General features: G+C 73.9%; 16 protein-coding genes and 2 pseudogenes. 12 read left to right on the plus strand and 6 right to left on the minus strand.

Annotated elements, in window-relative coordinates:
* Nucleotides 1–68 precede the first annotated feature (68 nt).
* From ABD879_RS13250 to ABD879_RS13275, 6 genes and pseudogenes are all read left to right on the plus strand, one after another.
* A complete protein-coding gene (locus ABD879_RS13250) occupies nt 69–2,189 on the plus strand; it encodes an acyl-CoA dehydrogenase family protein (RefSeq protein ID WP_345021087.1) in 2,121 nt (706 codons plus the stop codon).
* Nucleotides 2,190–2,230: 41 nt separating this feature from the next.
* Complete coding sequence (locus ABD879_RS13255) at nt 2,231–3,943, plus strand: MmpA family trehalose lipid delivery protein (RefSeq protein WP_345021089.1); 1,713 nt, start codon at nt 2,231–2,233, stop codon at nt 3,941–3,943.
* A complete protein-coding gene (locus ABD879_RS13260; protein ID WP_285492230.1) occupies nt 3,943–4,074 on the plus strand; it encodes a hypothetical protein in 132 nt (43 codons plus the stop codon). The genes ABD879_RS13255 and ABD879_RS13260 overlap by 1 nt, the downstream gene beginning before the upstream one ends.
* A gap of 43 nt (nt 4,075–4,117) precedes the next feature.
* Nucleotides 4,118–4,930, plus strand: a complete 813-nt coding sequence (locus ABD879_RS13265; RefSeq protein WP_345021092.1) for a glycosyltransferase — start codon at nt 4,118–4,120, stop codon at nt 4,928–4,930.
* A complete protein-coding gene (locus tag ABD879_RS13270) occupies nt 4,927–6,240 on the plus strand; it encodes a glycosyltransferase family 4 protein (protein ID WP_345021094.1) in 1,314 nt (437 codons plus the stop codon). Before ABD879_RS13265 ends, ABD879_RS13270 begins: the two co-directional genes overlap by 4 nt.
* Nucleotides 6,241–6,297: 57 nt before the next feature.
* A pseudogene (locus tag ABD879_RS13275) lies at nt 6,298–9,411 on the plus strand (alpha-(1->3)-arabinofuranosyltransferase domain-containing protein); the annotation flags it as partial.
* Between the two features lie 1,069 nt (nt 9,412–10,480).
* Here ABD879_RS13275 and ABD879_RS13280 read toward each other — a convergent pair.
* Entirely contained in the window at nt 10,481–11,740 is a 1,260-nt protein-coding gene (locus ABD879_RS13280) for an acyltransferase family protein (RefSeq protein ID WP_345021096.1), read from the minus strand.
* 186 nt (nt 11,741–11,926) lie between these two features.
* On the opposite strand from ABD879_RS13280, the gene pgfA reads away from it, so the two are divergent.
* Together pgfA and ABD879_RS13290 are read left to right on the plus strand one after the other, a co-directional pair.
* Entirely contained in the window at nt 11,927–13,060 is a 1,134-nt protein-coding gene (gene pgfA, locus ABD879_RS13285; RefSeq protein ID WP_345021098.1) for a cell envelope lipid trafficking protein PgfA, read from the plus strand.
* A gap of 97 nt (nt 13,061–13,157) precedes the next feature.
* The gene (locus ABD879_RS13290) at nt 13,158–14,273 is read left to right on the plus strand and encodes an NAD(P)H-dependent flavin oxidoreductase (protein WP_345021100.1); all 1,116 of its coding nucleotides are present in this window, start codon (nt 13,158–13,160) and stop codon (nt 14,271–14,273) included.
* A 41-nt stretch (nt 14,274–14,314) separates the two neighbouring features.
* Here the strand turns inward: ABD879_RS13290 and ABD879_RS13295 are convergent, their stop codons facing one another.
* Both ABD879_RS13295 and ABD879_RS13300 read right to left on the minus strand, forming a co-directional pair.
* Entirely contained in the window at nt 14,315–14,572 is a 258-nt protein-coding gene (locus tag ABD879_RS13295; RefSeq protein WP_345021101.1) for a hypothetical protein, read from the minus strand.
* The gene (locus ABD879_RS13300) at nt 14,569–14,877 is read right to left on the minus strand and encodes a DUF6247 family protein (protein WP_345021102.1); all 309 of its coding nucleotides are present in this window, start codon (nt 14,875–14,877) and stop codon (nt 14,569–14,571) included. The genes ABD879_RS13295 and ABD879_RS13300 overlap by 4 nt, the downstream gene beginning before the upstream one ends.
* 256 nt (nt 14,878–15,133) lie before the next feature.
* Between ABD879_RS13300 and ABD879_RS13305 the strand changes: the two genes are divergently transcribed.
* Complete coding sequence (locus ABD879_RS13305) at nt 15,134–15,727, plus strand: class I SAM-dependent methyltransferase (protein ID WP_345021104.1); 594 nt, start codon at nt 15,134–15,136, stop codon at nt 15,725–15,727.
* On the opposite strand, the gene ABD879_RS13310 is transcribed toward ABD879_RS13305, so the two are convergent.
* On the minus strand, nt 15,714–17,735 hold the full coding sequence (locus ABD879_RS13310) for an NACHT domain-containing protein (RefSeq protein ID WP_345021106.1): 2,022 nt from the start codon (nt 17,733–17,735) through the stop codon (nt 15,714–15,716). The two genes, ABD879_RS13305 and ABD879_RS13310, sit on opposite strands and share 14 nt — an antisense overlap.
* A gap of 188 nt (nt 17,736–17,923) precedes the next feature.
* Between ABD879_RS13310 and ABD879_RS13315 the strand changes: the two genes are divergently transcribed.
* The 3 genes from ABD879_RS13315 to ABD879_RS13325 all read left to right on the plus strand — a co-directional run bounded on the left by ABD879_RS13315 (nt 17,924) and on the right by ABD879_RS13325 (nt 20,157).
* Nucleotides 17,924–18,451 (plus strand): DedA family protein, encoded by a 528-nt coding sequence (locus tag ABD879_RS13315; protein ID WP_345021108.1) that lies wholly within the window; start codon nt 17,924–17,926, stop codon nt 18,449–18,451.
* A gap of 702 nt (nt 18,452–19,153) precedes the next feature.
* Entirely contained in the window at nt 19,154–19,966 is an 813-nt protein-coding gene (locus ABD879_RS13320) for a helix-turn-helix domain-containing protein (RefSeq protein ID WP_345021110.1), read from the plus strand.
* Nucleotides 19,963–20,157: a DUF397 domain-containing protein gene (locus tag ABD879_RS13325; protein ID WP_345021113.1), complete on the plus strand. Its 195-nt coding sequence runs from the start codon at nt 19,963–19,965 to the stop codon at nt 20,155–20,157. The genes ABD879_RS13320 and ABD879_RS13325 overlap by 4 nt, the downstream gene beginning before the upstream one ends.
* Before the next feature lie 16 nt (nt 20,158–20,173).
* On the opposite strand, the gene ABD879_RS32955 is transcribed toward ABD879_RS13325, so the two are convergent.
* Nucleotides 20,174–20,326, minus strand: a complete 153-nt coding sequence (locus ABD879_RS32955; RefSeq protein ID WP_378271712.1) for a hypothetical protein — start codon at nt 20,324–20,326, stop codon at nt 20,174–20,176.
* 246 nt (nt 20,327–20,572) lie between these two features.
* A pseudogene (locus tag ABD879_RS13330) lies at nt 20,573–20,863 on the minus strand (hypothetical protein); the annotation flags it as partial.

The following is a 20,863-nucleotide window of genomic DNA, read 5'->3' on the forward strand; positions in this document are numbered from 1 at the left end:
CTCCCTCTCGGCAACCGAATGCCGTTCTATTAGGCTGTGCGCCGCACGCCGAGCAGAAGGGGCCGGGCATGGCGATCGGGTTGACGGAGGAACACGAACGGCTGGCGGAGGCGGTCCGCGGGCTCGCCGGGCGGCACATCACGGCCAAAGCGGTCCGGGAGGCCGACGACGGCGGGTTCCGGGCGGCGCTCGCCGCGCAGGGGCTGCCGGGGCTGCACCTTCCCGAAGGGTACGGCGGCCAGGGCTTCGGCCTGCTCGAACAGGCCGTCGCGCTGGAGGAGCTCGGCCGGGCCCTCGCCCCGGGCGCGTACCTGCCGACCGTCCTGGCCTCCGCCGTCATCGCCGCGGGCGGCTCGGAAGCGGTCAAGGCCGAGCTGCTGCCGGGGCTGGCGGACGGCTCGCGCACCGGCTGCGTGGCGCTCGGCGGCCTCGGCGGGCCGCCGGTGCTGGGCGCGGCGGCCGCCGACGTGTTCGTCGTGCCGGTCGGGGACCGCTGGGCCGCGGTCGGCCGCGACCGGGTCGAGGTGTCGGAGCTGGAGTCGCTGGACCTGACCCGTCCCGTTGCGGCGGTCGCGCTCGCCGGCGCCGACGTGCCGGAGGAGCGCCTGCTCGCCCCGGACGTGGACGTGCACGCCATCGCCGTCGTCCTGCTGGGCGCCGAGGCGTGCGGCGTGGCGGGGCGCGCGCTGGACGACGCCGTCGCCTACGCCAAGACCCGCGAGCAGTTCGGCCGCCCCATCGGGCAGTTCCAGGGCGTCAAGCACCGGTGCGCCCGGATGCTGATCGCCGTCGAACGCGCCCGCGCCGCCGTGTGGGACGCCGCCCGCGCGCTGACCGGCGCCGACGCGCCCGAGCAGCGCCGCTACGCGGTCGCGGTGGCCGACGCGCTGGCCGCCGACGCCGCCGTGACCTGCGCCGAGGGCAACATCCAGGTGCACGGCGGCATCGGCTACACCTTCGAGCACGACGCGCACCTGGTCTACCGGCGGGCGCTGACGCTGCGCGCGCTGCTCGGCCGGGCGAGCGCGGCCCGGGCGCGGGTGGCCGAACTGGCGGTCGCGGGCGTGCGCCGCCCCGCCGACATCGACCTGCCCGAAGAGGAGGCCGCGCCGCTGCGCGAGCGGATCCGGCCGCGGATCGCCGAGATGGCCGCCATGGACCTCCCGCGGCAGCGCGCCGCGATGGCCGAAGGCGGCTGGGTCACCCCGCACCTGCCCACGCCCTGGGGCCGCGACGCCGGGCCCGTCGAGCAGATCGTCATCCGGCAGGAGCTGGCCGCGGCGGGTGTGCAGCCGGTCCCGCTGATGATCGCCGGGTGGGTGGTGCCGTCGCTGGTGCAGTACGGCACGCCCGCCCAGAAGGAGCGGTTCCTGCCGCCGACGCTGCGCGGCGAGATCATCTGGTGCCAGCTGTTCAGCGAGCCCGGCGCCGGCTCGGACCTGGCCGGGCTGTCCACGCGCGCGGAGAAGGTCGAGGGCGGCTGGCGGATCACCGGGCAGAAGGTGTGGACGTCGCTGGCCCGGGACGCGCAGTGGGGCATCTGCCTGGCCCGCAGCCACCCGGACCGGCCCAAGCACGACGGCCTGACCTACTTCCTGGTCGACATGGCCTCCGCGGGCATCGACGTCCGCCCGCTGCGCGAGTGCACCGGCGACGCCGTCTTCAACGAGGTGTTCCTGGACGGCGTGTTCGTCCCCGACGAGCTGGTGGTCGGCGAGCCGGGGGAGGGCTGGCGGGTCGCCCGCAACACCCTGGCCAACGAGCGGGTCGGGCTGACCAGCACCTTCCAGCTCGGCGGCGACCTGCCCCGCCTGGTGCGGCTGGCCCGCGAGCTGGGCCTGGCCGACGACCCGGTGGTGCGCGACGAGCTGGGCCGGCTGGCCTGCGACGAGCACGCGTTCACGCTGCTGGGCCTGCGCGCCACCCTCAAGCAGATCTCCGGCACCGACCCGGGCGCGACCGCCAACGTCCGCAAGCTGGTGGCGATGGAGCACGGGCAGCGCGTCACCGAGTACGGCTTCACGCTGCTGGGCGAGGAGGGCGCCCTGACCGGCGGGTGGAAGTCCGAGCTGCGCCGCCGCTGGACCCGCCACCTGCTGGCGTCCCGCGCGATGACCATCGGCGGCGGCACGACCGAGGTCAACCTGAACGTCATCGGCGAACGCATCCTCGGCCTGCCCCGCGACTGAACGGACAGCTCGGGCCGGTAGGCGTTAACGTCGGACGTCTGATGGCAGCGGGCGGACGGACGTGGCGGGCGGGGTGGCCCCTGCCCGCACTGACCGGGCTGGGGCTCGGGCTGCTCGTGCTCGGCCCCGGCCTGGCGCCCGGGTTCGTGCTGTCGTACGACATGGTGTTCGTGCCCGACCCCGGGTTCACGTCGTGGACGTTCGGCGTGACCGGGACGGTGCCCCGGCACGTCCCCAGCGACGCGTTCGTCACGGCGCTCGCCACCGTCCTCCCGGGGGACGCGGCACAGAAACTCGTCCTGCTCGCCGTCTTCGTCATGGCGTGCACGGCGGCGGCGTCGCTGGTCCCCTCGCCGCGCATACTGCCGAGGCTCGCGGCCGGGGTCTGCTACGCCTGGAACCCGTTCGTCGCCGAGCGCCTGCTGCTGGGGCAGTGGGCGCTGCTGCTGGGGTACGCGGCGCTGCCGTGGGTGGTGGCAGCGGCGGCGGACGCGGACGCACGGGGCGGCGGGCGCCGTCTGATACGCGCGTTGCTGCCCGCCGCGATCGGGGGGTTCGCCGCGCTGACCGTGTCCGGCATCACCGCGCTGGCCGTGGCGGCGGCGCGGCGCCGTGGCGCGGGGGTGCTGCGGGTCGTCGCGGCGCTGGCCGTGCTGAGCCTGCCCTGGCTCGTACCGGGGCTGCTGCGTGCCGGGGGCGTACCGGGGGACGGCAGTGCGGTGGAGGCGTTCGCCGCGCGCGCGGACACCCCGTTCGGGACGCTCGGCAGCCTGCTGCTGCTCGGCGGCGTCTGGAACGGCGAGACCGTGCCCGCCGCATACGGCAACGCCGTCACCTCAGGGGTGTGGCTGGCCGTCGTGCTGGTGGCGTTGTTCGCCTACGGACGATGGTGCGCGAACGCCGACGCCCCCTGGAAACGCGGTCTGGCGGGGGCGGCGGCGGTCGGTTTCGCGGTGGCGGCCCTGGGCGCCGTGGCGGCGCCCGTGCTGGAGGGGCTGATCGGACTGTGGTCCGGGTTCTCGGTGTTCCGCGACGGGCAGCAGTACGCGGCGCCCCTGGCCGTCGTCGTCGCCGTGGGGCTGGGCCTGGCCGCCGACCGGGCCGCGCAAGCGCGCTTGGACGCGGTCGCGGCAGGCGCGGTGCTCACCCCGCTGGTGCTGCTGCCGTCGCTGGCGTGGGGTGCCGCCGGGGAGCTGCGCGCCGTCGACTACCCGGACGACTGGGCGCGGGCACGCGACATCGTCCACGCCGACGAGCAGCCCGGCGCGGTGCTGCTGCTTCCCTGGGCCGCCTACCGGAGCCCGCAGTGGAACCACGGACGGCGCGTCCTGGACCCGCTGCCCCGCTACCTGCACCGCAGGGTCATCGCCAACGACGCGGTGACCGTGGACGGCACCACCGTCGCGGCCGAGGACCCGCGCACGGTCCGCCTCGACCCGCTGATCCGGTCGGGCGCCCCGCTGACCGAGGCGCTGCGCCGCGAAGGCGTCCGCTACGTCGCGGTCGACGACCCCGCCAACGCAGGCCCGCAGGAACGGCGGCTCGCCGGCGCCGAGGTCGTGCTGCGCGGCCGCGACCTGGTCCTGTACCGCATCGAGGGCGCGGCGGACGTGCCGGACGAGCGAGTGCCGACCGCGGCCGTCGCGGGCGCCTGGATCGTCACGGGTATCGCGATCGTCTGGTCATGTCTGGGCTCAGCCATTACTCTGGGCACCCCGCTACTCGGCCGTAACCCCCGTCGAAGGGTCGACTGATGCGCATCGCGATCTCCGCTCTGGTCGGCGTCCTGCTGGCAGCCGTCGCCTCGTTCGGCGCGGTGCAGCTGGCCAGCGCCTCCCAGAAGGACCCGGTCATCAAGCCGCTCTACAACTACGGTTCCCGCTGACCGCGGCGCGACCGCGGTCCGCCGCCCGCCGTCCGGAGGCCCCATGGCCGCCCCCACCTCCGGCCCCGCCGTCCTCGAGATCGTCGTCCCGGCCTACAACGAGGCCGAGCGGCTCCCGGCGGGGCTGTCGCGGCTGTGCGCCGAGCTCGCCGCCCTGCCCGTCGCCGCGGGCGTCATCGTCGTCGACAACGCCAGCACCGACGGCACCGCCGCGATCGTGCGCGGCTGGGACGGGCCCGTCCCGGTCCGGCTGCTGACCTGCGAGCGGCGCGGCAAGGGCGCGGCCGTGCGCGCCGGGATGCTCGCCACGCGCGCGCCCTACGTGGGGTTCTGCGACGCCGACATGGCCACCGAGCTGTCGGCGCTGCGCCGCGTGCTGGCGCTGCTGAGCGCGGGACGGCCGGTCGTGGTCGGGTCGCGCCGCCACCCCGAATCGGTCGTCGACGGGTACGGCCGGCCGCTGCGCCGCCTGGGCGCCGTCGTGTTCAACCGGCTCGTCCGCGACCTGGCGGGCGGGGTGACCGACACCCAGTGCGGCTTCAAGTTCTTCGCCGGCCCGCTGGCCCGCGCGGCCGCCGCCGACCTGCGCACGACCGGGTTCGCGTTCGACGTCGAGCTGCTCGCGCACTGCGTGCGGCGCGGTGCGCCGATCACCGACATCCCGGTGGTGTGGCACGACCGTCCGGGCAGCACGTTCTCGGTGCGCCGCCACTCCCTGGAGTGCCTGCGCGACCTGCTGCGCATCCGCACGGGCCCGGCGGCCCGCGCCCGCGCGGGCCGGGTCGGGCTGCCCGTGCCCGTCGCCCGCGCCGAGCCCGTCCCGCTGCCGACCGTCTCGGGCGCCGGACGCGGATGAGAGCCGATCTGGACGGCCTGCGGCTGGCGGTCGTCAACTGGCGCGACCCCCGGCACCCGGCGGCGGGCGGCGCCGAACGGTACGCCTGGGAGCTGGCGCGGCGGCTGGCCGCACGCGGCGCCCGCGTCCGCTACGTGACGTGCCGGGCCCCCGGGCAGCGCCGCCGCGAGGTCGCGGAGGGCGTGCGGTTCACGCGGCTGGGCGGCCGGTTCACCGTCTACCCGCTGGTGCTGGCGTGGACGGCGGTACGGCGCCGGTCCCTCGACGCGGTGATCGACTGCCAGAACGGCATCCCGTTCTTCACCCCGTGGGCGCTGCCCCGCCGGGTCCCGGTGTTCTGCGTGGTGCACCACGTGCACGACGCCCAGTTCGGCCTGTACTTCCCCGGGTGGCTGGCGCGGATCGGCCGGTTCCTGGAGGGGCCGGTCAGCCGGTGGACGTACCGCCGGCACGCCTTCGTGGTCGTGTCGCCGTCCACCCTGCGCGCGGTGCGGGACCGGTTGGGCTGGGACGGGGCGACGTACGTCGTGCCCAACGGCGTGGCCTCCGCTCCCGTTGCGCCGCCCGCCGATCTGCCCGAGCGCGGCGACCCCGAGCTGGTGTGCGTGACGCGGCTCGTCCCGCACAAACGGACGCGCCGCCTGCTCGACATGGCCGAACGCCTGGCCGCCTCCCACCCCGCCCTGCGCCTGCACATCGTGGGCGACGGGCCCGAGCGGGCGTCCCTTGCCGACGAGGTCGCCGCCCGGGGGCTCGACCACACGGTGACGCTGCACGGCTACGTTCCCGAGGACGTGAAGGCGGCTCTGGTGGCGCGCGCCGACCTGCATCTGAGCGCGTCCCAGGGCGAGGGGTGGGGGCTGAGCGTCATCGAGGCCGCGGCACACGGCGTGCCCACGGTCGCCTACGACGTCGACGGCCTGCGCGACGCGGTCCGCGACGGAGTGACCGGCTGGCTGGCCGCCCCCGGGGAGCCGCTGGCGGACGTCGTCGAACGCGCCCTGAAGGAGCTGGACGACCCGTCGCGGCGGCAACAGGTCGCCGACGCGTGCCGACGCTGGGCGGGCGAGTTCGACTGGGCGCGCACCGCCGACCGGATGGCCCGCCTGGTGACCTCTGCCGTCCGCGCGGGGACGGCGGCCACCGGCGACAAGCGCGCGCTTGTCATCGCCCATGATGGTGCCGTGCAGGTGGTCGAGGGCCCCGTCCGCGACATGCTCGTGGCCGAACACGGCGATGCGGTGCGGGTGCTGCGGACGGCGACCCCGCTGGAACGCCTCCTCGGCCACCCGGAGGACGGCTCTCCCTGACGACCTCGCCGCCGAAGCGACGAAGTGTGGGGATCCAGGACAGGAACGGGGGGCGAGATGGCCGTGGGTGAGGCGGACCCGGCCGCCACCGCCCCGCCCCCTGCGGCCGGGGCGGACGCCGGGGACGCGGCGGCGCGGCTGCGCGACCGGCTGCGCGCCGCCGTGTGCTGCCTGGCCCTGACCGCGCTGGCATTCTCCACCCGCCCCGGCATGATCCTCGCCGACACCAAGATCGACATGCCGGTGCGTCCGCTGGCGTTCCTCGGCCGGGCGCTGCACCTGTGGGACCCCGAGCAGCTCGGCCAGCTGCAGAACCAGGCCGTCGGCTACCTGTTCCCGATGGGGCCGTTCTACGCGCTCGGCGACCTGGTCGGCATGCCCGCCTGGATCACCCAGCGGTGGTGGCTGTCGCTGCTGATGTGCACGGCGTTCCTCGGCGTCCGCACGCTGGCCGCGCGGCTCGGCATCGGCACGCCCGGCGGCCGCCTGCTGGCCGGGACGGCGTACGCGCTGGCGCCCGGCGCGGTGGCGGCGCTGGGGCAGCTGTCGTCGGAGTACATGCCGGTGGCGATGCTGCCGTGGATCGTGCTGCCGCTGGTCGGCGCGGTGCGGGGCGGCGGCCGCATCCGCGCGGCGGCGCGGTCCGGGCTCGCCGTGGCGTGCTGCGGCGGCATCAACGCCACCGCGACGGTCGCGGTGCTGGTCGTCCCCGTCCTGTACCTGCTGACCCGGCCGCGCCGCGCCCCCCGCCTGCGCATCCTGGCGTGGTGGTCGGCGGCGGTGGCGGCGGCGTCCCTGTGGTGGCTGGTCCCGCTGCTGCTCACCGGCACGTACGGGTTCTCCTGGCTCACCTACACCGAGAAGGCCGCCACCACGACCGGCCCGACCGGGCTGGTCAACGTGCTGCGCGGCGCCGAACGGTGGATCAACTACCTGGTCGTGGACGGCACCGTGTGGTGGCCGCTCGGCAACGGCCTGGCGCTCGACCCGCTGCCGATGGCCTGCACCGGCGCCGTCGCGGCGCTCGGCCTTGCCGGACTGCTCGGCCGGCTGCTGCCCGAACGCACGTTCCTGCTGGTCACGCTGCTGACCGGACTGGCGATCATCACCGCCGGGCACGGCGGCGACCTGCCCGGCCCGTTCGCCGCGCAGCTGCGCGACCTGCTGGACGGGCCGCTGGCGCCGCTGCGCAACCTGCACAAGTTCGACGCCGTGGTGCGGCTGCCGCTGGCGCTCGGCCTGGCGCACCTGCCCGTCATGGCGGCCGCCGCGCGCCGCGGCACCGGCGGGGCGTCCGCCCTGCGGGCCCGCGCGCGGACCCTGCTCACCGCGCAGACCGCGGCGATCGTGGCCGTCGGCGGCATCGGCGCGACGGCGGTGCGGCACGGGCTCTCGGGGCCGGGCGAGTTCCCCGACGTGCCCGGGTACTGGCGGGACGCGGCGTCCTGGCTCAACGCGCGCGCCGGACGGCAGGCCGTGCTGGCGCTGCCCGGGTCGTCGTTCGGCGAGTACCTGTGGGGGCGGCCGATGGACGACATCGTCCAGCCGCTGCTGTCGGCGCGCTGGGGCGTGCGCCAGCTCGTGCCCGCCGGATCCCCCGGCTACACGCGCGCGCTGGACGCCGTCGACCTGCAGGTCAGGTCGGGGCAGGGCTCGCCCGGGCTGGCGCGGTTCCTGGGGCGCATGGGCGTGCGGTACGTGCTGGTCCGCAACGACCTGCGCCGGGAGACGCTGCGCGGCGCCTGGCCGGGGCGGGTGCGGCAGGCGCTCGACGCCTCGCCCGGGCTGCGCCGGGTCGCCTCGTTCGGGCAGCCGGTGGGCGGCGCGGCCGTCGACGACGCGGTCTCGGCCCTCGACCAGCCGGTGGCGCCGCTGGAGGTGTACGAGGTGTCCGGCGCCGACGACGTGGTCGCGCTCGCGGACGCGACCGACCCGCCGCGCGTGTACGGCGGTCCGGAGTCGCTGCTGGCGATGGCCGACGGCGGCGTGCTGCCGGACCGTCCCGTCCTGCTCGACGACGACGCCTCCGACCTGCGCGGACCCGCGGCGGTGAGCGACTCGCCGCGGCTGCTGCGGCGCGACTTCGGCGAGCTGCACCACACCTCGCAGACCCTGACCGCCGCCGAACGCGGCGAGGCGTCCGACGTGCTCGACGACGGCTGGCGGCGCTACGCCACCGCCGCCGAGTACACCGGGATCCGCAACGTCACGGCGTCGTCGGCGGCGTCCGGATCCGACGGGGTGCCGCAGGCGCACGACCCGTCCGCCACCCCGTACGCCGCCGTCGACGGCGACCCCGCCACCGCCTGGAAGACCGGCGGCTGGAACGGGCCGGTCGGGCAGTGGCTCCAGATCGACTTCGCCCGCGCCCGCGAGATCGGCGTGCTGACCGCCGCGTTCGTCCGCGACGACGAGCTCGGCCCCGCCGTCACGCGCGTCGCCGTGCAGACCGAACGCGGCGTCCTCGACCAGGCCGTCCGCCCCGACGGCACCCCGCAGCAGCTGCGCGTACCGCCGGGCACGACCCGCTGGGTGCGGCTGCGCATCACCGGCCTGGCCGCGACGCCCGCGTTCCCGGCGCTGACCCGCGCGGCCGTGGCCGAGCTGGCCGTGGACGGGCTGGCCGTCGGCCGCACCTACCGCCTCCCGGACGTCCCGGCGTCCACGTACGTGATGAGCCGCACCCCCGGAGGCGCGCCCGACTGCATGAAGGGCCCCCAGCGCTGGGTGTGCTCGGACGACCTCGGCGTCCGCGACGAGGAGGGCGGCGGCTTCGACCGCACGTTCACGGCCGCGGCGGCGGGCCGCACGCGGCTGTACGGCACGGCCGTGCTCACCGACCGGCGGCTCATCCGGCGGTACACCACGGCGCGCGGCGGCCCCTGGGTGACCGCCACCTCCGTCATCTCCGACCATCCCGCAGCCCAGCCGCGTTCGGCCTTCGACGGCGACCCCGCCACCGCCTGGATCGCCGATCCCGACGACGACGCCCCCGCCTACGTGCTGCGATGGCGCAAACCGACACGCGTCTCCACGATCACCCTGCGGCGGCCGCCCGGCGCCAACGGCCCGGTGCGCGTCCGCGTGGAGGGGTACGGCGGCCAGAGCCGCGAGGTGGTGACCGACGCGCAGGGCAGGCTGACGTTCGCGCCGATGACCACCGACCGGCTCACCCTGACGTTCCCCCGCGACGGGCGCCTGCAGCCCATCCAGATCAGCGAACTGCAGGTTCCGGGGCTGCGCGCGCTGCCCGACATCCGGTCGGCGCCGCTGCGGCTGGGCTGCGGCCTCGGCCCCGAGCTGCGGCTCGGCGGCGCCACGGTGCGCACGCGCGTCGAAGGCACCCTGGGCGACGTGCTGGAGGGCCGCCCCCTGCGGTTCACCGCCTGCGGGCAGGTCGCGCTGCGCGCCGGGGACAACCGCCTGGCGTCCGCGCCGCAGGACGCCTACCGCGTCGAGACCGCCGTCGTCGACGCCGGCGCCGCGCCGGTCGGCTCGGCGGCGGCGGTCGGCTCGGCGGCGGGCGCGGCGGTCGGCTCGGCGGCGGGCCGCCCCGTGCGGGTGCTCGAATGGTCGGCCGGGACGCGCCGCGTCCAGGTGGACGCCGACCGCCGCTCGTTCCTCACCGTCAACGAGAACTACAACAGCGGCTGGCGGGCCACCGTCGGCGGCACCGAACTGCGGCCCGTCCGGCTGGACGGGTGGAAGCAGGGCTGGGTCGTGCCCGCCGGGACGCACGGCGTCGTCCGGCTCGCCTACGAGCCCGACCGCGCCCAGCGGGTGTCGGTGCCGGGCGGGCTGGCGCTGCTGCCCGTCCTGCTGCTGCTCGCGCTGTGGCCGTCCCGGCGCCGCAGGCCCGACTTCGGCCCGCTGCCCGCCGGGCTGGGCTGGCCCGCCTGGGCGGCGATCGCGGCCGCGGCCGGGCTGGGCGGGCTGATCTCCGGGCTGCCGGGCGCGGCGGTCGCGCTGCCCGTCGCGCTGGCGTGCGGCTGGGCGCGCACCCGGGACGCGGCCTACGCCCGGGTCCTGGCGTCGCCGTGGGTGCCCGCCGTGCTGATGCTGGCCGGGACGGGATGCCTGATCGCCTCGGTGTGGCCGGAGATCACCGGCAATCCGGCGGCGCCGTCCGGCGCCCTGGACAGCCTCGTCCCGCAGCTGCTCGGCCTGGCCGTCGTCGGACGCCTGGCCGTCGAGCTGTGGCGGCCCGGCGCCCGCCGCCGCACCGGCGGCGCCATCCGGCTCAACTGGGCGGCACCGGACCGGCGGCCGCCCGGCTCCGATCCCTCCGACGGGCCTCCGCCCGCCGGTCCCACGCCCGCGCCACCCGCTGAACCGGACGCTCCACCAGGTAGTAGCTCGCCGTCGCCGCTGCGATGGTCGCCGCCAGCAGAAGCGGAAGATCGGGCAGCAGATCGCCGCGGAACACCCGGTCGCGCCACTCGTACCAACCGACGATGATCAGCATCTGCCACAGGAAGACGCCGTAGGAGACGCGGCCGAGGAAGCGCGTCACCGGGTTGCCCAGCGCCGCGCCGATCGCCGCGTGCCCGGGCGGCGCCAGCGCCACCGGCGCCACGAACGCCACCGCGCACAGGCCGTTCAGCACCAGGTCGAACAGCGAGGTCCACAGCGCGTCGGGCGTCACCAGGTCCAGCGGGCCCGTCACCGGGGTCGCGGCGATCACGTAGAGCAGGGCCGCGCCGAGCCAGCACGCGCCCCACGCGTCGGCCACCGCACGGCACACGTCCGCGACCGGGCGGCGCGTGTCCGTCCGCGCCCACACCGTCACCACGGCCAGGGCCATGCCGATCGCGAACCAGACGAAGAACCGCGGCACCCACAGGCCCAGCAGCGGACGCGGCTGCGGGACGAACATCGCCACCGTGTAGGCCAGGGACACGGACGCGTACGCGGCGAGCCCGTACAGCAGCCTGCGGGCACGCGCGTCGACGTCCCCGGCCGGGGCGCGCCGCGCGTACCGGCCCAGCACGGCCGCCGTCACCGGCAGCAGCGCATACCAGGCGACCTCCACCGACAGGCTCCACATCTGCCCCAGGTGCGGCGGACCCAGGCTCGTGCCCCACCACGGGTCCGGCAGGTAGGTGTGCGTGAGGGTGAGCAGGAACGTCCACGTGCCGGCGTCGCCGATGTGCTCTTTCGCCACCAGCAGCATGAAGCAGACGACCACGACCCAGTAGGCGGGCAGGATGCGCAGCGCGCGTTTGCGCAGATAGCCGAGCACGCTGGGGGAGGGGTGCCCGAGCAGTACCGCCGCCGCCCAGGGACGGTAGAGCAGCAGCCCCGACAGCGTGAAGAACAGCGGCACGCCCACCTGGCCGCCGTTGAACAACCAGGTGCGGCCGATGGCGCCGGACGTACTGGCCACGTGGTAGACGACCACGGCCAACGCGGCGACCGCGCGCACCCCGTCGAGTGTGCTCTGGTGCCCCGAGATCTGGGGCAGTCCGTCGTCGGACGGAAGGCGCTGCGCGGCGACCATGGCCCCGGAGCTTACCTGCCGGTAGCCTAACGGCGGGGCGTCCCCTCAGTTCGGCGACCGAAGGTCGCCGAACTGAGGGGCGTCCGAAATGCGGTTCGCGGCATCGGCCTATTAGACGGACCGTCCGACCGGTCCGGTAGGGTGACGCGCACCACGCCGGACCCGGCGGTCCTCCCGGAGGTGTACGTGCGACGACCCGTCGGAATGGCCCTCATCGGCCTGGGCGCGTTCTTCCTGACGCTGGGCCCGCTGGTCCGGTTCTACGTGGCCGACAAGGTCCTCGTCGCGCCGCTCAACCGCTACGCGGTGACGCGGCTGGAGGCGCGCAACGCCACCTACTTCGACACCTCCACCCTCAAGACCCGCACGGGCGCCACCCTGCTGGCCACCAACACGCTGCGCGGGGACGTGCGCGCCAACAACGGCAACGACGACATCGCGGTCTGGGACTCCACGACCAACATCGTCGACACCGCCGCCCCCGACAAGCCCATCCAGATCCAGGGCTACCGCATGGCGTTCGACCGCCGCACCTCCGAGCTGGTCAACTGCTGCGGCGTCAACGTCGACGGCGACAGCGGCGTCCGCATGTCGGGGTACGGGCTGCTGTTCCCGCTCGGGCGCGTCGAGAAGGTCGACTACCCCTTCTTCGACATGACGACCAAGCAGCTGGCGCCCATGCGCTACGACGGCGAGGACACCGTGCAGGGCATGACCGCCTACCGGTTCGTCCAGCAGATCCCCAACACCCGGACCTCGTCCCTGGACGTCGAGATCCCCGGCGACCTGCTCGGCCTCGGCAGGAACAGCCCGCCGCAGAAGGTCGACCGCTACACGCAGGCCACCAACACCGTCTGGGTGGACCCGCGCACCGGCATCCCGGTCCGGCACCGCCAGAACATCTACAGCACCGTGCAGACCCCCGACGGCCGCGGCCGCATGGTCACCGCGCAGGCCGACCTGACCACGATCGAACGCGACCAGCAGTCCCTGGTCGACCTGGCCGACGCCAACGCCCTGAAGATCTCCATCTTCCGCGGCTACCTGCCGTTCGGGTCCCTGGCCGCGGGCCTGGTCCTGCTGGTCATCGGCGGTCGGCTGGCCCTCACCGCCGCCCCGCGCCGCCCGACCGCGCCCCCGCCGCCGCGCCGCCCCGACGGCCGCTTCAAGACGGCGCCCGCCGCCCCCAGGCCCGGCGCCGCGACACCGTCCGCGGGCGACGCCGCCTCCGGGGGCGCCCCGTCCCGCGGCCCCGCCGCGCAGGACCCGCCGCGCCGCCCGCCGGGCCCGCCCGGCTCCTACGCCGCCCGGCATGGCTGATACCCGTTCTAAGAACGGCTTCCAACGCCGAGCAGTCAGAACAAATCGCAAATAGAACCTGTTGCAGTTTTGGTGTCCGGCGCCTATGGTCGAGGCTGTGCGGACCCGAGTCACCGAACTGTTCGGCATCGAGTACCCGATCTTCGCGTTCAGTCACTGCCGCGACGTGGTCGCGGCGGTGAGCCGCGCCGGCGGCATGGGCGTCCTCGGCGCCCTGTACTTCACTCCCGAGGAGCTCGAACTGGAGCTGAAGTGGATCGACGAGCACGTCGGCGGCAAGCCCTACGGCGTCGACGTGGTGATGCCCGCCAAGTATGAAGGCGCCGACGTGGGCGACGCGGCCGAACTGGTCGGCAGGCTGCAGAGCATGATCCCCGACCGGCACCGGCAGTTCGTGGAGGACCTGCTGGCCGAGCACGGCGTCGAACCGCTCGGCGAGGAGGGCGCGGGCAAGGTGCTGCTCGGCTGGACCGACGCCACCGGCCGTCCGCAGGTCGAGGTCGCCCTCCGGCACCCGATCGCGCTGCTGGCCAACGCCCTCGGCCCGCCGCCCGCCGACGTCGTCGAGCAGGCCCACCGGCGCGGCGTGAAGGTCGCGGGCCTGGCCTCCAACGCCCGGCACGCCCGCAAGCAGGTCGAGGTCGGCGTCGACATCATCGTCGCCCAGGGCACCGAGGCGGGCGGCCACACCGGCGACGTGGCCACCATGGTGCTGATCCCCGAGGTGGTCGACGCGGTCGGCGCCGACACCATCGTCCTGGCCGCCGGCGGCATCGGCAGCGGCCGGCAGATCGCCGCGGGCATGGCCCTGGGCGCCGACGGCGTATGGACCGGCTCCATCTGGCTGACCGTCGACGAGGCCGACACCCCCGAGCGGCAGCGCGCCAAGCTCCTGGCCGCCACCTCCCGCGACACCGTCCGCTCCCGCTCCTGGACGGGCAAGCCCGCCCGCATGCTGAAGACCGCCTGGACCGAGGCGTGGGAGAGCGAGAAATCCCCCGGCCCGCTGCCGATGCCCATGCAGTTCATGCTGATCTCCGACGCCCTGCGCCGCATCAACCGCTCCGGCGACGGCGAACTGGCCACCTTCCCCGTCGGCCAGATCGTCGGCTCCATGAACCAGGTCAAACCCGCCGCCCAGGTCGTCTACGAACTCATGGAGGAGTACATCGAGGCCGTCGAACGCCTCAACACCCTCACCAGCGCCGACTGACCCTCCGGCGGGGGCGCCGCAACCGCCCCGCCTCCCCTATGTCAGCCTGCCCAGAGGATGTCGATGATCCTCAGGCGTTCGGTCTCCTCAATGAGGAGGAAAGTGAGGATTCCTTCCTGGTTTTCACCGAAGAACGCGTGCCGCACGAGGGACTGACCCGGTGATGCGGGCACCGCGTCCCACGGGGACTCCAGGAGGTCCAGGATTCTTTCGAGCAGCGGGCCGTCCCGCACTTCTGTGGGCAGGCCATGCAGCTCATGCAGCGCACGACCGTGGAACCCGTCGAACTTGTAGGTCACAGCTTTCCGGCCCATCCAGGCACCTGGTCGGCGCCGAAGAACTTGTCGTCGCGGCCTTCCAGAGCGTCCCGGACCGCCTCGTCGTAACCGGGGCGCGCGTAAGCCATCGCCCTCAACCGCCACTGCTGCAGCACCTCGCGAATGCGCGCGAACTCGGTGAAGTCGTGCGCGGCCTCCAGTGCGGCGTCGTAGTCCGCCCGGAACGCATCGCGATACCGGTCGGGCAGCGCCTGGAAGATCGCGGACGGGTCGTAGCCGGGGTCGTGCGGCTGCTCGGGCGCGGGGTCCACGGGCTGAGCGGTCATGGCTGCCAGCGTACCCATCGGGGTGCTCTCGTCCTGGGCCGTCGGCGGCCTCGTCGTCACACTCTGGCGCCGAAGATACCAGCATAGATAGCGCTCTGAAGTCATATCGCTACTATCTGCGTGCGGCTCGCCCTCCCCGTACCGTCCGGACGTCACGGCGGATTCCCGTCAGCCGCTCATCCCATGGCGCCGTAGGGGTGCGGATCGGTCATCGCGGGGCATCGCTCCCCGAACTGGCCGCGTGTACGCTCGCGTGATGAGCCATGACGCGAGGGTCTTCCTGCGGGAGTTCCTCCGGGACCCCGCGCGCGTCGCAGCCGTCGCGCCGAGCGGGCGGCGGCTGTCGCAGGTCCTCGCCGGTGCCGTCCCCCGCCGCGGGGTCGCGCTCGAACTCGGGCCCGGCACCGGCGCCGTCACCGACCACATCCGGCACCGGGAACCGCGGCGGCACCTCGCCGTGGAGGTCAACCCGCGGCTCGCCCGGCTCGTCGCGCGGCAGTGGCCCGACGTCGAGGTCGTCTGCGCGGACGCCGCCGAACTCGGCCCGGTGCTGGACGCCTGGGGCGCCGCACGCGTCGACGCGGTCGTCAGCAGCCTCCCCTGGGCGCTGATGCCGGAGGCCCAGCAGCGCACCATCATGACCGCCGTGCAAGCCGCGCTCACCGACGACGGCTGCTTCACCACCTACGCCTACGTCCACGCGCTGTGGATGCCGCCCGCCCGCCGCCTGCCGCGGCTGCTGCGCACGGCCTTCACCCACGTCGCGGTCAGCCCGGTCGTATGGGCCAACGTGCCACCGGCCGTCGTGTACCGGGCGCGCGCCCCGCGCCGGGACGTCAGGGCTGATTAGCCGGGGCGGCCAGCGCCTCCCGCACGAGCTGGTGGCGGAACTCGTACGCGGCCCCCACCTGCCGCAGCGCCCCGCGCCGGTGCGCCTCCTCCAGAAACGCCAGCGTCCGCCAGGGCAGTCGGCGGCGCGGCACAAGGGCGAACCGCGCGAACGTGTAGTGCACCCACGCGATGGCCCCCACGTTGTCGACGCGGAACGCCAGCAGCCACACAGGGCCGTAGAAGAAAGCCCCCGACAGCCCGCAGAACAGGCCGAAGGCGGCCCCGTACCACGGGTCCACGGCGAACCCCACCACGCCGCCGGTCGTGATGCCGTAGGTGAGGCCGAACACCAACGCCACCCGGATGTCCTGGTACAGCAGCCGCCGGGGCGTCACCGTGCGGACGGTCGCGTCCGGCGCGGCCCACGCGTACACGAAACCGATGGGCACCCCCAGGAACAGCCCCGCGGGCACGCCGAACGCCAGCCCCTCCCGGATGCTGCACACGACCACCGCGATGGCGCCGACCTCAAGCCCGCCCATCACCGGAGCCCACAGCTTGCGCAGCCTGCCGAAGTACAGGGCCGACGGCGGTGGCAGCGTCCGGATCGCCGCGACCGCCATGGCCAGCGCGAACACCACCCCGATGGCCAGCCCCGCCCAGCGGCCCCACAGCAGGTTGAAACCGAGGCCGATCGCCGGGCCGACCGCGGCCGCGCCGAACAGCGCCGACAGCACCCGGTCCGGGCCGCGGGCCAGCCGCGACAGCTCCCACCAGCGGATCTGCTTCTCCTCCGGCGGCAGGGCCCCGGCGAGGTAACGCAGCCAGCGCTCGGCCTCACGACCGTCCCAGGGGCCGCGCTGATCGTCGTCAGGAGGCGGCCGGAACAGCGCCGGGATCAGCGCGTGCGCCAGATGCCGCTCGATGGCCTCCTGGGTGGGGAACGCGTTCGGGCGGATCAGCTCCGCGGGGTCGCGGTCGGGATGCTGGTACACGTCGCGGGCCAGCGACACCATCAGCGGACTGCGCAGCGTCTGCGCCAACCGGCCCTGCGGACGGCGGCGCACGCGCTCCAGCACGGGCACCCACCGCTGCGCCTGCGGGGGCGCGTAACCGTAGGTGAGGAACTCCAGGTTCAGATCGCCGACGGTGAGCGGCTCGATGGTGGCGTGCGCCGCGCCGGCCACGGTCATCCCGCTCGCCCGCAGCACCTCCTCGTACTCGTCCGTCCGGCAGGTGAGCACGATGTCGGCGAGGTCGGCGCGCTCGATCTCGTGCAGGGCCCGGGCGCGCTTGTCGGCGGGGATCTCGTCGAGCCCGTCCATGACGAACAGCAGCGCACCGCGCCGCTGCACCAACCGCGCGGGCATGTCCGGGCCGAACCGGGCCCGGTTGCGCAGAAAGGGGTAGTCGTCGGCGAGGCGGCGGGCCAGCCAGCTCCGCAGGCCCTCCACCTCCGGATTCCACGACGCGAGCGAGAAGTACACCGGCGCCGGATCGGCACCGCCGTGCGCGTGCCACCGCTCGGCCAGACCGCGGGTCAGCAGCACGGCCAGCGCGGACTTGCCGCTGCCGACACCACCGACGATCACCAGCCGCCGGGCGCCGGTGGCGGCGTAGGCGGCCACGACCTGCTCCGGACCGTTCAGCTCGCGGACGTCGGCCGCCCCGGACAGCGCCGACGCCGACCGCGCCGACCAGCGCAGCGTCAGCAACCGGTCGTTGTCGCCGATGCCGCGGGTGGCGGCCTCGGCGCGCCACTGCTCGCGGACCGCCTCGGTGAGCTCGCTCAACGCGAGCCGGAACCGGCGCGCGGGCTCCTCCTCGGGCGGCGGACCGCCGGCGCGGCGCTGGGCCCGCAGCGCCTGCACCGCCACGATGAACGACAGCACCCCGGCGGTGCCGCCGACGACACTGGCGATCTTGTCCGCGTCGTCCAGGCTGGGAAGCAGCCCCAGCATCCCCAGGACGGCGATGGCGGAGAAAGCGAGGGCGCCGCCCAGCCATGCGAGCGGTCGCCTCCCCATGCCTTCATCATCGGCAATACCGCGGCCCGGTGTCACTGCCGTCACGTGCAACAGCCCACTACCGGCCACACCGTCGCGCGCCGGCGTCCGCGCTCCGTAGACTCGCCGCATTCAGGCCGGGAGGAGGCGCCATCACCGGACTCCTCGACCGCCTCGCCGAACTCCCGCTGCCGCTGCTGCTCGCGGCGGTGGCGCTGATCCTGGCCGCCGAGTCCGGCCTCCTCGCCGGCCTGCTGCTCCCCGGCACCGCCACGGTCGTCACCGCCGGGTTCCTCACCCATCCCGCATACGGCGACCGCCCGTTCGCCGCCGTTCTGGCCACTGTCATCGCCGCCTCGGCCGCCGGAGCGAACTACGGCTACGCACGCGGCCTCGGCGGCGTACTGACCACGCGGCTGACAGGGGAGCGCTATACCCGCCTACTCGCCCGCGTCCGGACGCATCCCCGCACGGTGACGTTCGCCGCCCACTGCATCGGCGGCCTGCGCACACTGTTCCCCCGCATGGCGGCGGACGCCTCCATCCCCTACCGCCGCTTCGCCGCCGCCAACCTGGCCGCCGCGTGCGTGTGGGGTTCGAGCCTGACCATCGCGGGCCACGCCTCGGGCACGGCCCTGGAACGCGTCCGCACCGCGTCGAGCCTGCTGGGCCTGCCCCTCCTGCTGGCGGCCCTGGCCTGCTACCTGCTCTGGCGTGCCTTTTGCCTCCTCCGCTGACCGACCCCCGCCGCGCCTCAGGGCGTCTGCGGGGGAGCAGCGCGCAGACGGCGGCGCCCACTCGACGACATCAACAGTGATGGCGGCCGCCTGCTGCCGAGGCGACGCAGAACCAGCCCAACCGCCCTTCCTGCTCGGCATCTCGACCGTAAGCGGGATCAGGGCCACGATCCAGCGCCGTGGCGGTGTCGTTGACGCAGCGGGCGTCCGAAACACCCGTTTGCCTTCGTGGAGCAAGCACCGCGCCGGTCGCTGGTGGTCAGGCCCGCGTCCGACCATGAGAGCCGCCGTGATGGTCAGTGCGGCGTCCTTGGCGTCGTCGGGATGCATGACGTCCTCGGCGCCACCGATCAACTCCCCGGACGGGTGGGAGCGGAACTGCCACCGGCAACCGGTCTCGGCCGTCCGCGCGCACACCACCAGCAGGGTCGGCCCCATCTGCACGGGGTCCCGGCAGCGCAGCAGCGCCGACCGCAGGGGGTGGTCGATGATGCGCGCCCGCATGCCCACGTCGTCCAGCGCGTCCGCCAGCGCCAGCAGCTTGACCATCCGCAGCCGACGCGCCTCCTCGGAGATCACTTGTAGCCTCTAGGTGATCGTCTCATCACTTTCCGTAAAACACCCTCAAGGCTGCGGCTGCGGACCTAGGGTCCGGAAGTACGTGAGCACATACACGCCCGCGGTAGATACGAGGAGCCCCCCATGGAGCCCGAAGAGCGCGATTTCGACCCCAAGGGAAGCTGCGCCGCCGCGTTCGTCCAGCGCATGCGCCGCTACCGCGAACGCGACGGCCTCAGCCAGGCCGAGGTCGGCGCGGCCTGCAACGTCTCACCCAAGACCATCTCCGCCGTCGAGAACCTCCGCCGCCTCCCGACCCTCGACGTCAGCGTCAAACTCGACCGCCTCCACGAGACCGACTACTTCGAAGAGCAGTACTGGCACGTCATCCGCGAAGCGGGCTGGAACCTCGCGTTCCAGAACTACTCCGAGCAAGAGGCCCAGGCCGTTTCCGTCCGCATCTACGACCCGCTCCACATTCCCGGGCTCTTCCAGACCGAGCGGTACGCCCGGCAGCTGCTGAGCGCCGGGCAACGAGCGGACGTCCTGGATCAGGCCGTCGCCGCTCGCATGGGCCGCCAGGACATCCTCCAACGAGACGAACCGCCGTTCATCACGGTGCTGATCAAGGAAACGGCCCTGCGCGACCCGGTCGGCGGACCCGAGGTGATGCGAGAACAACTCGCGCACCTGCTCAAGATGGCCAACGAGCCCCGCAACACTGTGCAGGTCATTCCCAGCGGCGCGCCGGTCTACGTGTCCAGCGGCTTCACCATTCTTGGTTTTGCAGAGGGGAACGACGTCGCCTTTGTTGAGGGGGCAATGGGGCTCGGTGGAGTAGTAGCGCGGCCTATCGATGTGCACCGTCTGGCTGTACGATTCGACATGATCGGAGGTGAAGCACTCCCGGTCGGTGAGTCTGAGACGCTGGTCAAGTCGATCTTGGAGGCGCTATGAATCGCCACGCCCCCGTCTGGCGCAAGTCGAGCTATTCCGGAGAGGAGTCCAGCAGCACATGTGTTGAAGTGGCTGTCCTGGAAGCGACGATCGGCGTTCGGGATTCCAAGGACCCCGACGGCCCTCACCTGCGCCTCACCCGTTCCGCGTTCGCTGCCCTCCTGTCGGAGATCAAGTCCGGCGACCGCTGAATTGGCGCTTTTTCGCTCACAGGTCAGTGCCCCACGGCATGACGATGCGCCTCCCGAGCGCAGGCTGCGCCACCCCCGCAGAGGAGATATCTCGCGCTGACGCAGTGACGATCATACGGTTATATGGCGCATTGCCCGGATGGCGGGCGGTCCCGTCACTTGTGACCACCGTGGCGGGGAACCCCGCTGCCCCGAGCGCTTTCCGCTCTGCCCTTGTGGATTCAGACTCAGGCGGTTTCGCTGTAGCAGCGGGACTCGGCCGTCATCTGCTCTCCTGGACTGTTCCCCGCCGCCTCGCGCTGCTTGCCGAGCCGGCCGTTGGGTTGCACTCGACGAGGCCTGTTTGCCTGCCCTGTGTACGCCTGCGGCCTGGGCTGTGCGGCTCAGGCCGTGTTGGGCGTTGGTGCTCGTCGGGTCAGTCGAACAGTTCGTCGGCGGAGGAGACCGTGGCGGCTCGTCGGACCCATGTCTCCAGTTGCTGGAGATCTGCGCATTGGAGGATCCGCTGCCGCTGTTCGTCCGTCACCTCGATGCCGCGGGCTTCCAGGAACAGCAGCAGGCTCTTGGCCTCCCCTTCGGCCCTGCCTTCGGCTTTGCCTTCGGCGAGTCCTTGTGCTTTGCCTTCGGCGATTCCTTCGGCGATCCAGGCTTGGGCGTCTTCGCTGTACCAGCGGGATGCGGTCTTCATCTTCTCCCTCAGGGTCTT

The sequence above is a fragment of the Actinomadura keratinilytica genome (genome assembly GCF_039539665.1).
GTDB lineage: Bacteria > Actinomycetota > Actinomycetes > Streptosporangiales > Streptosporangiaceae > Spirillospora > Spirillospora keratinilytica.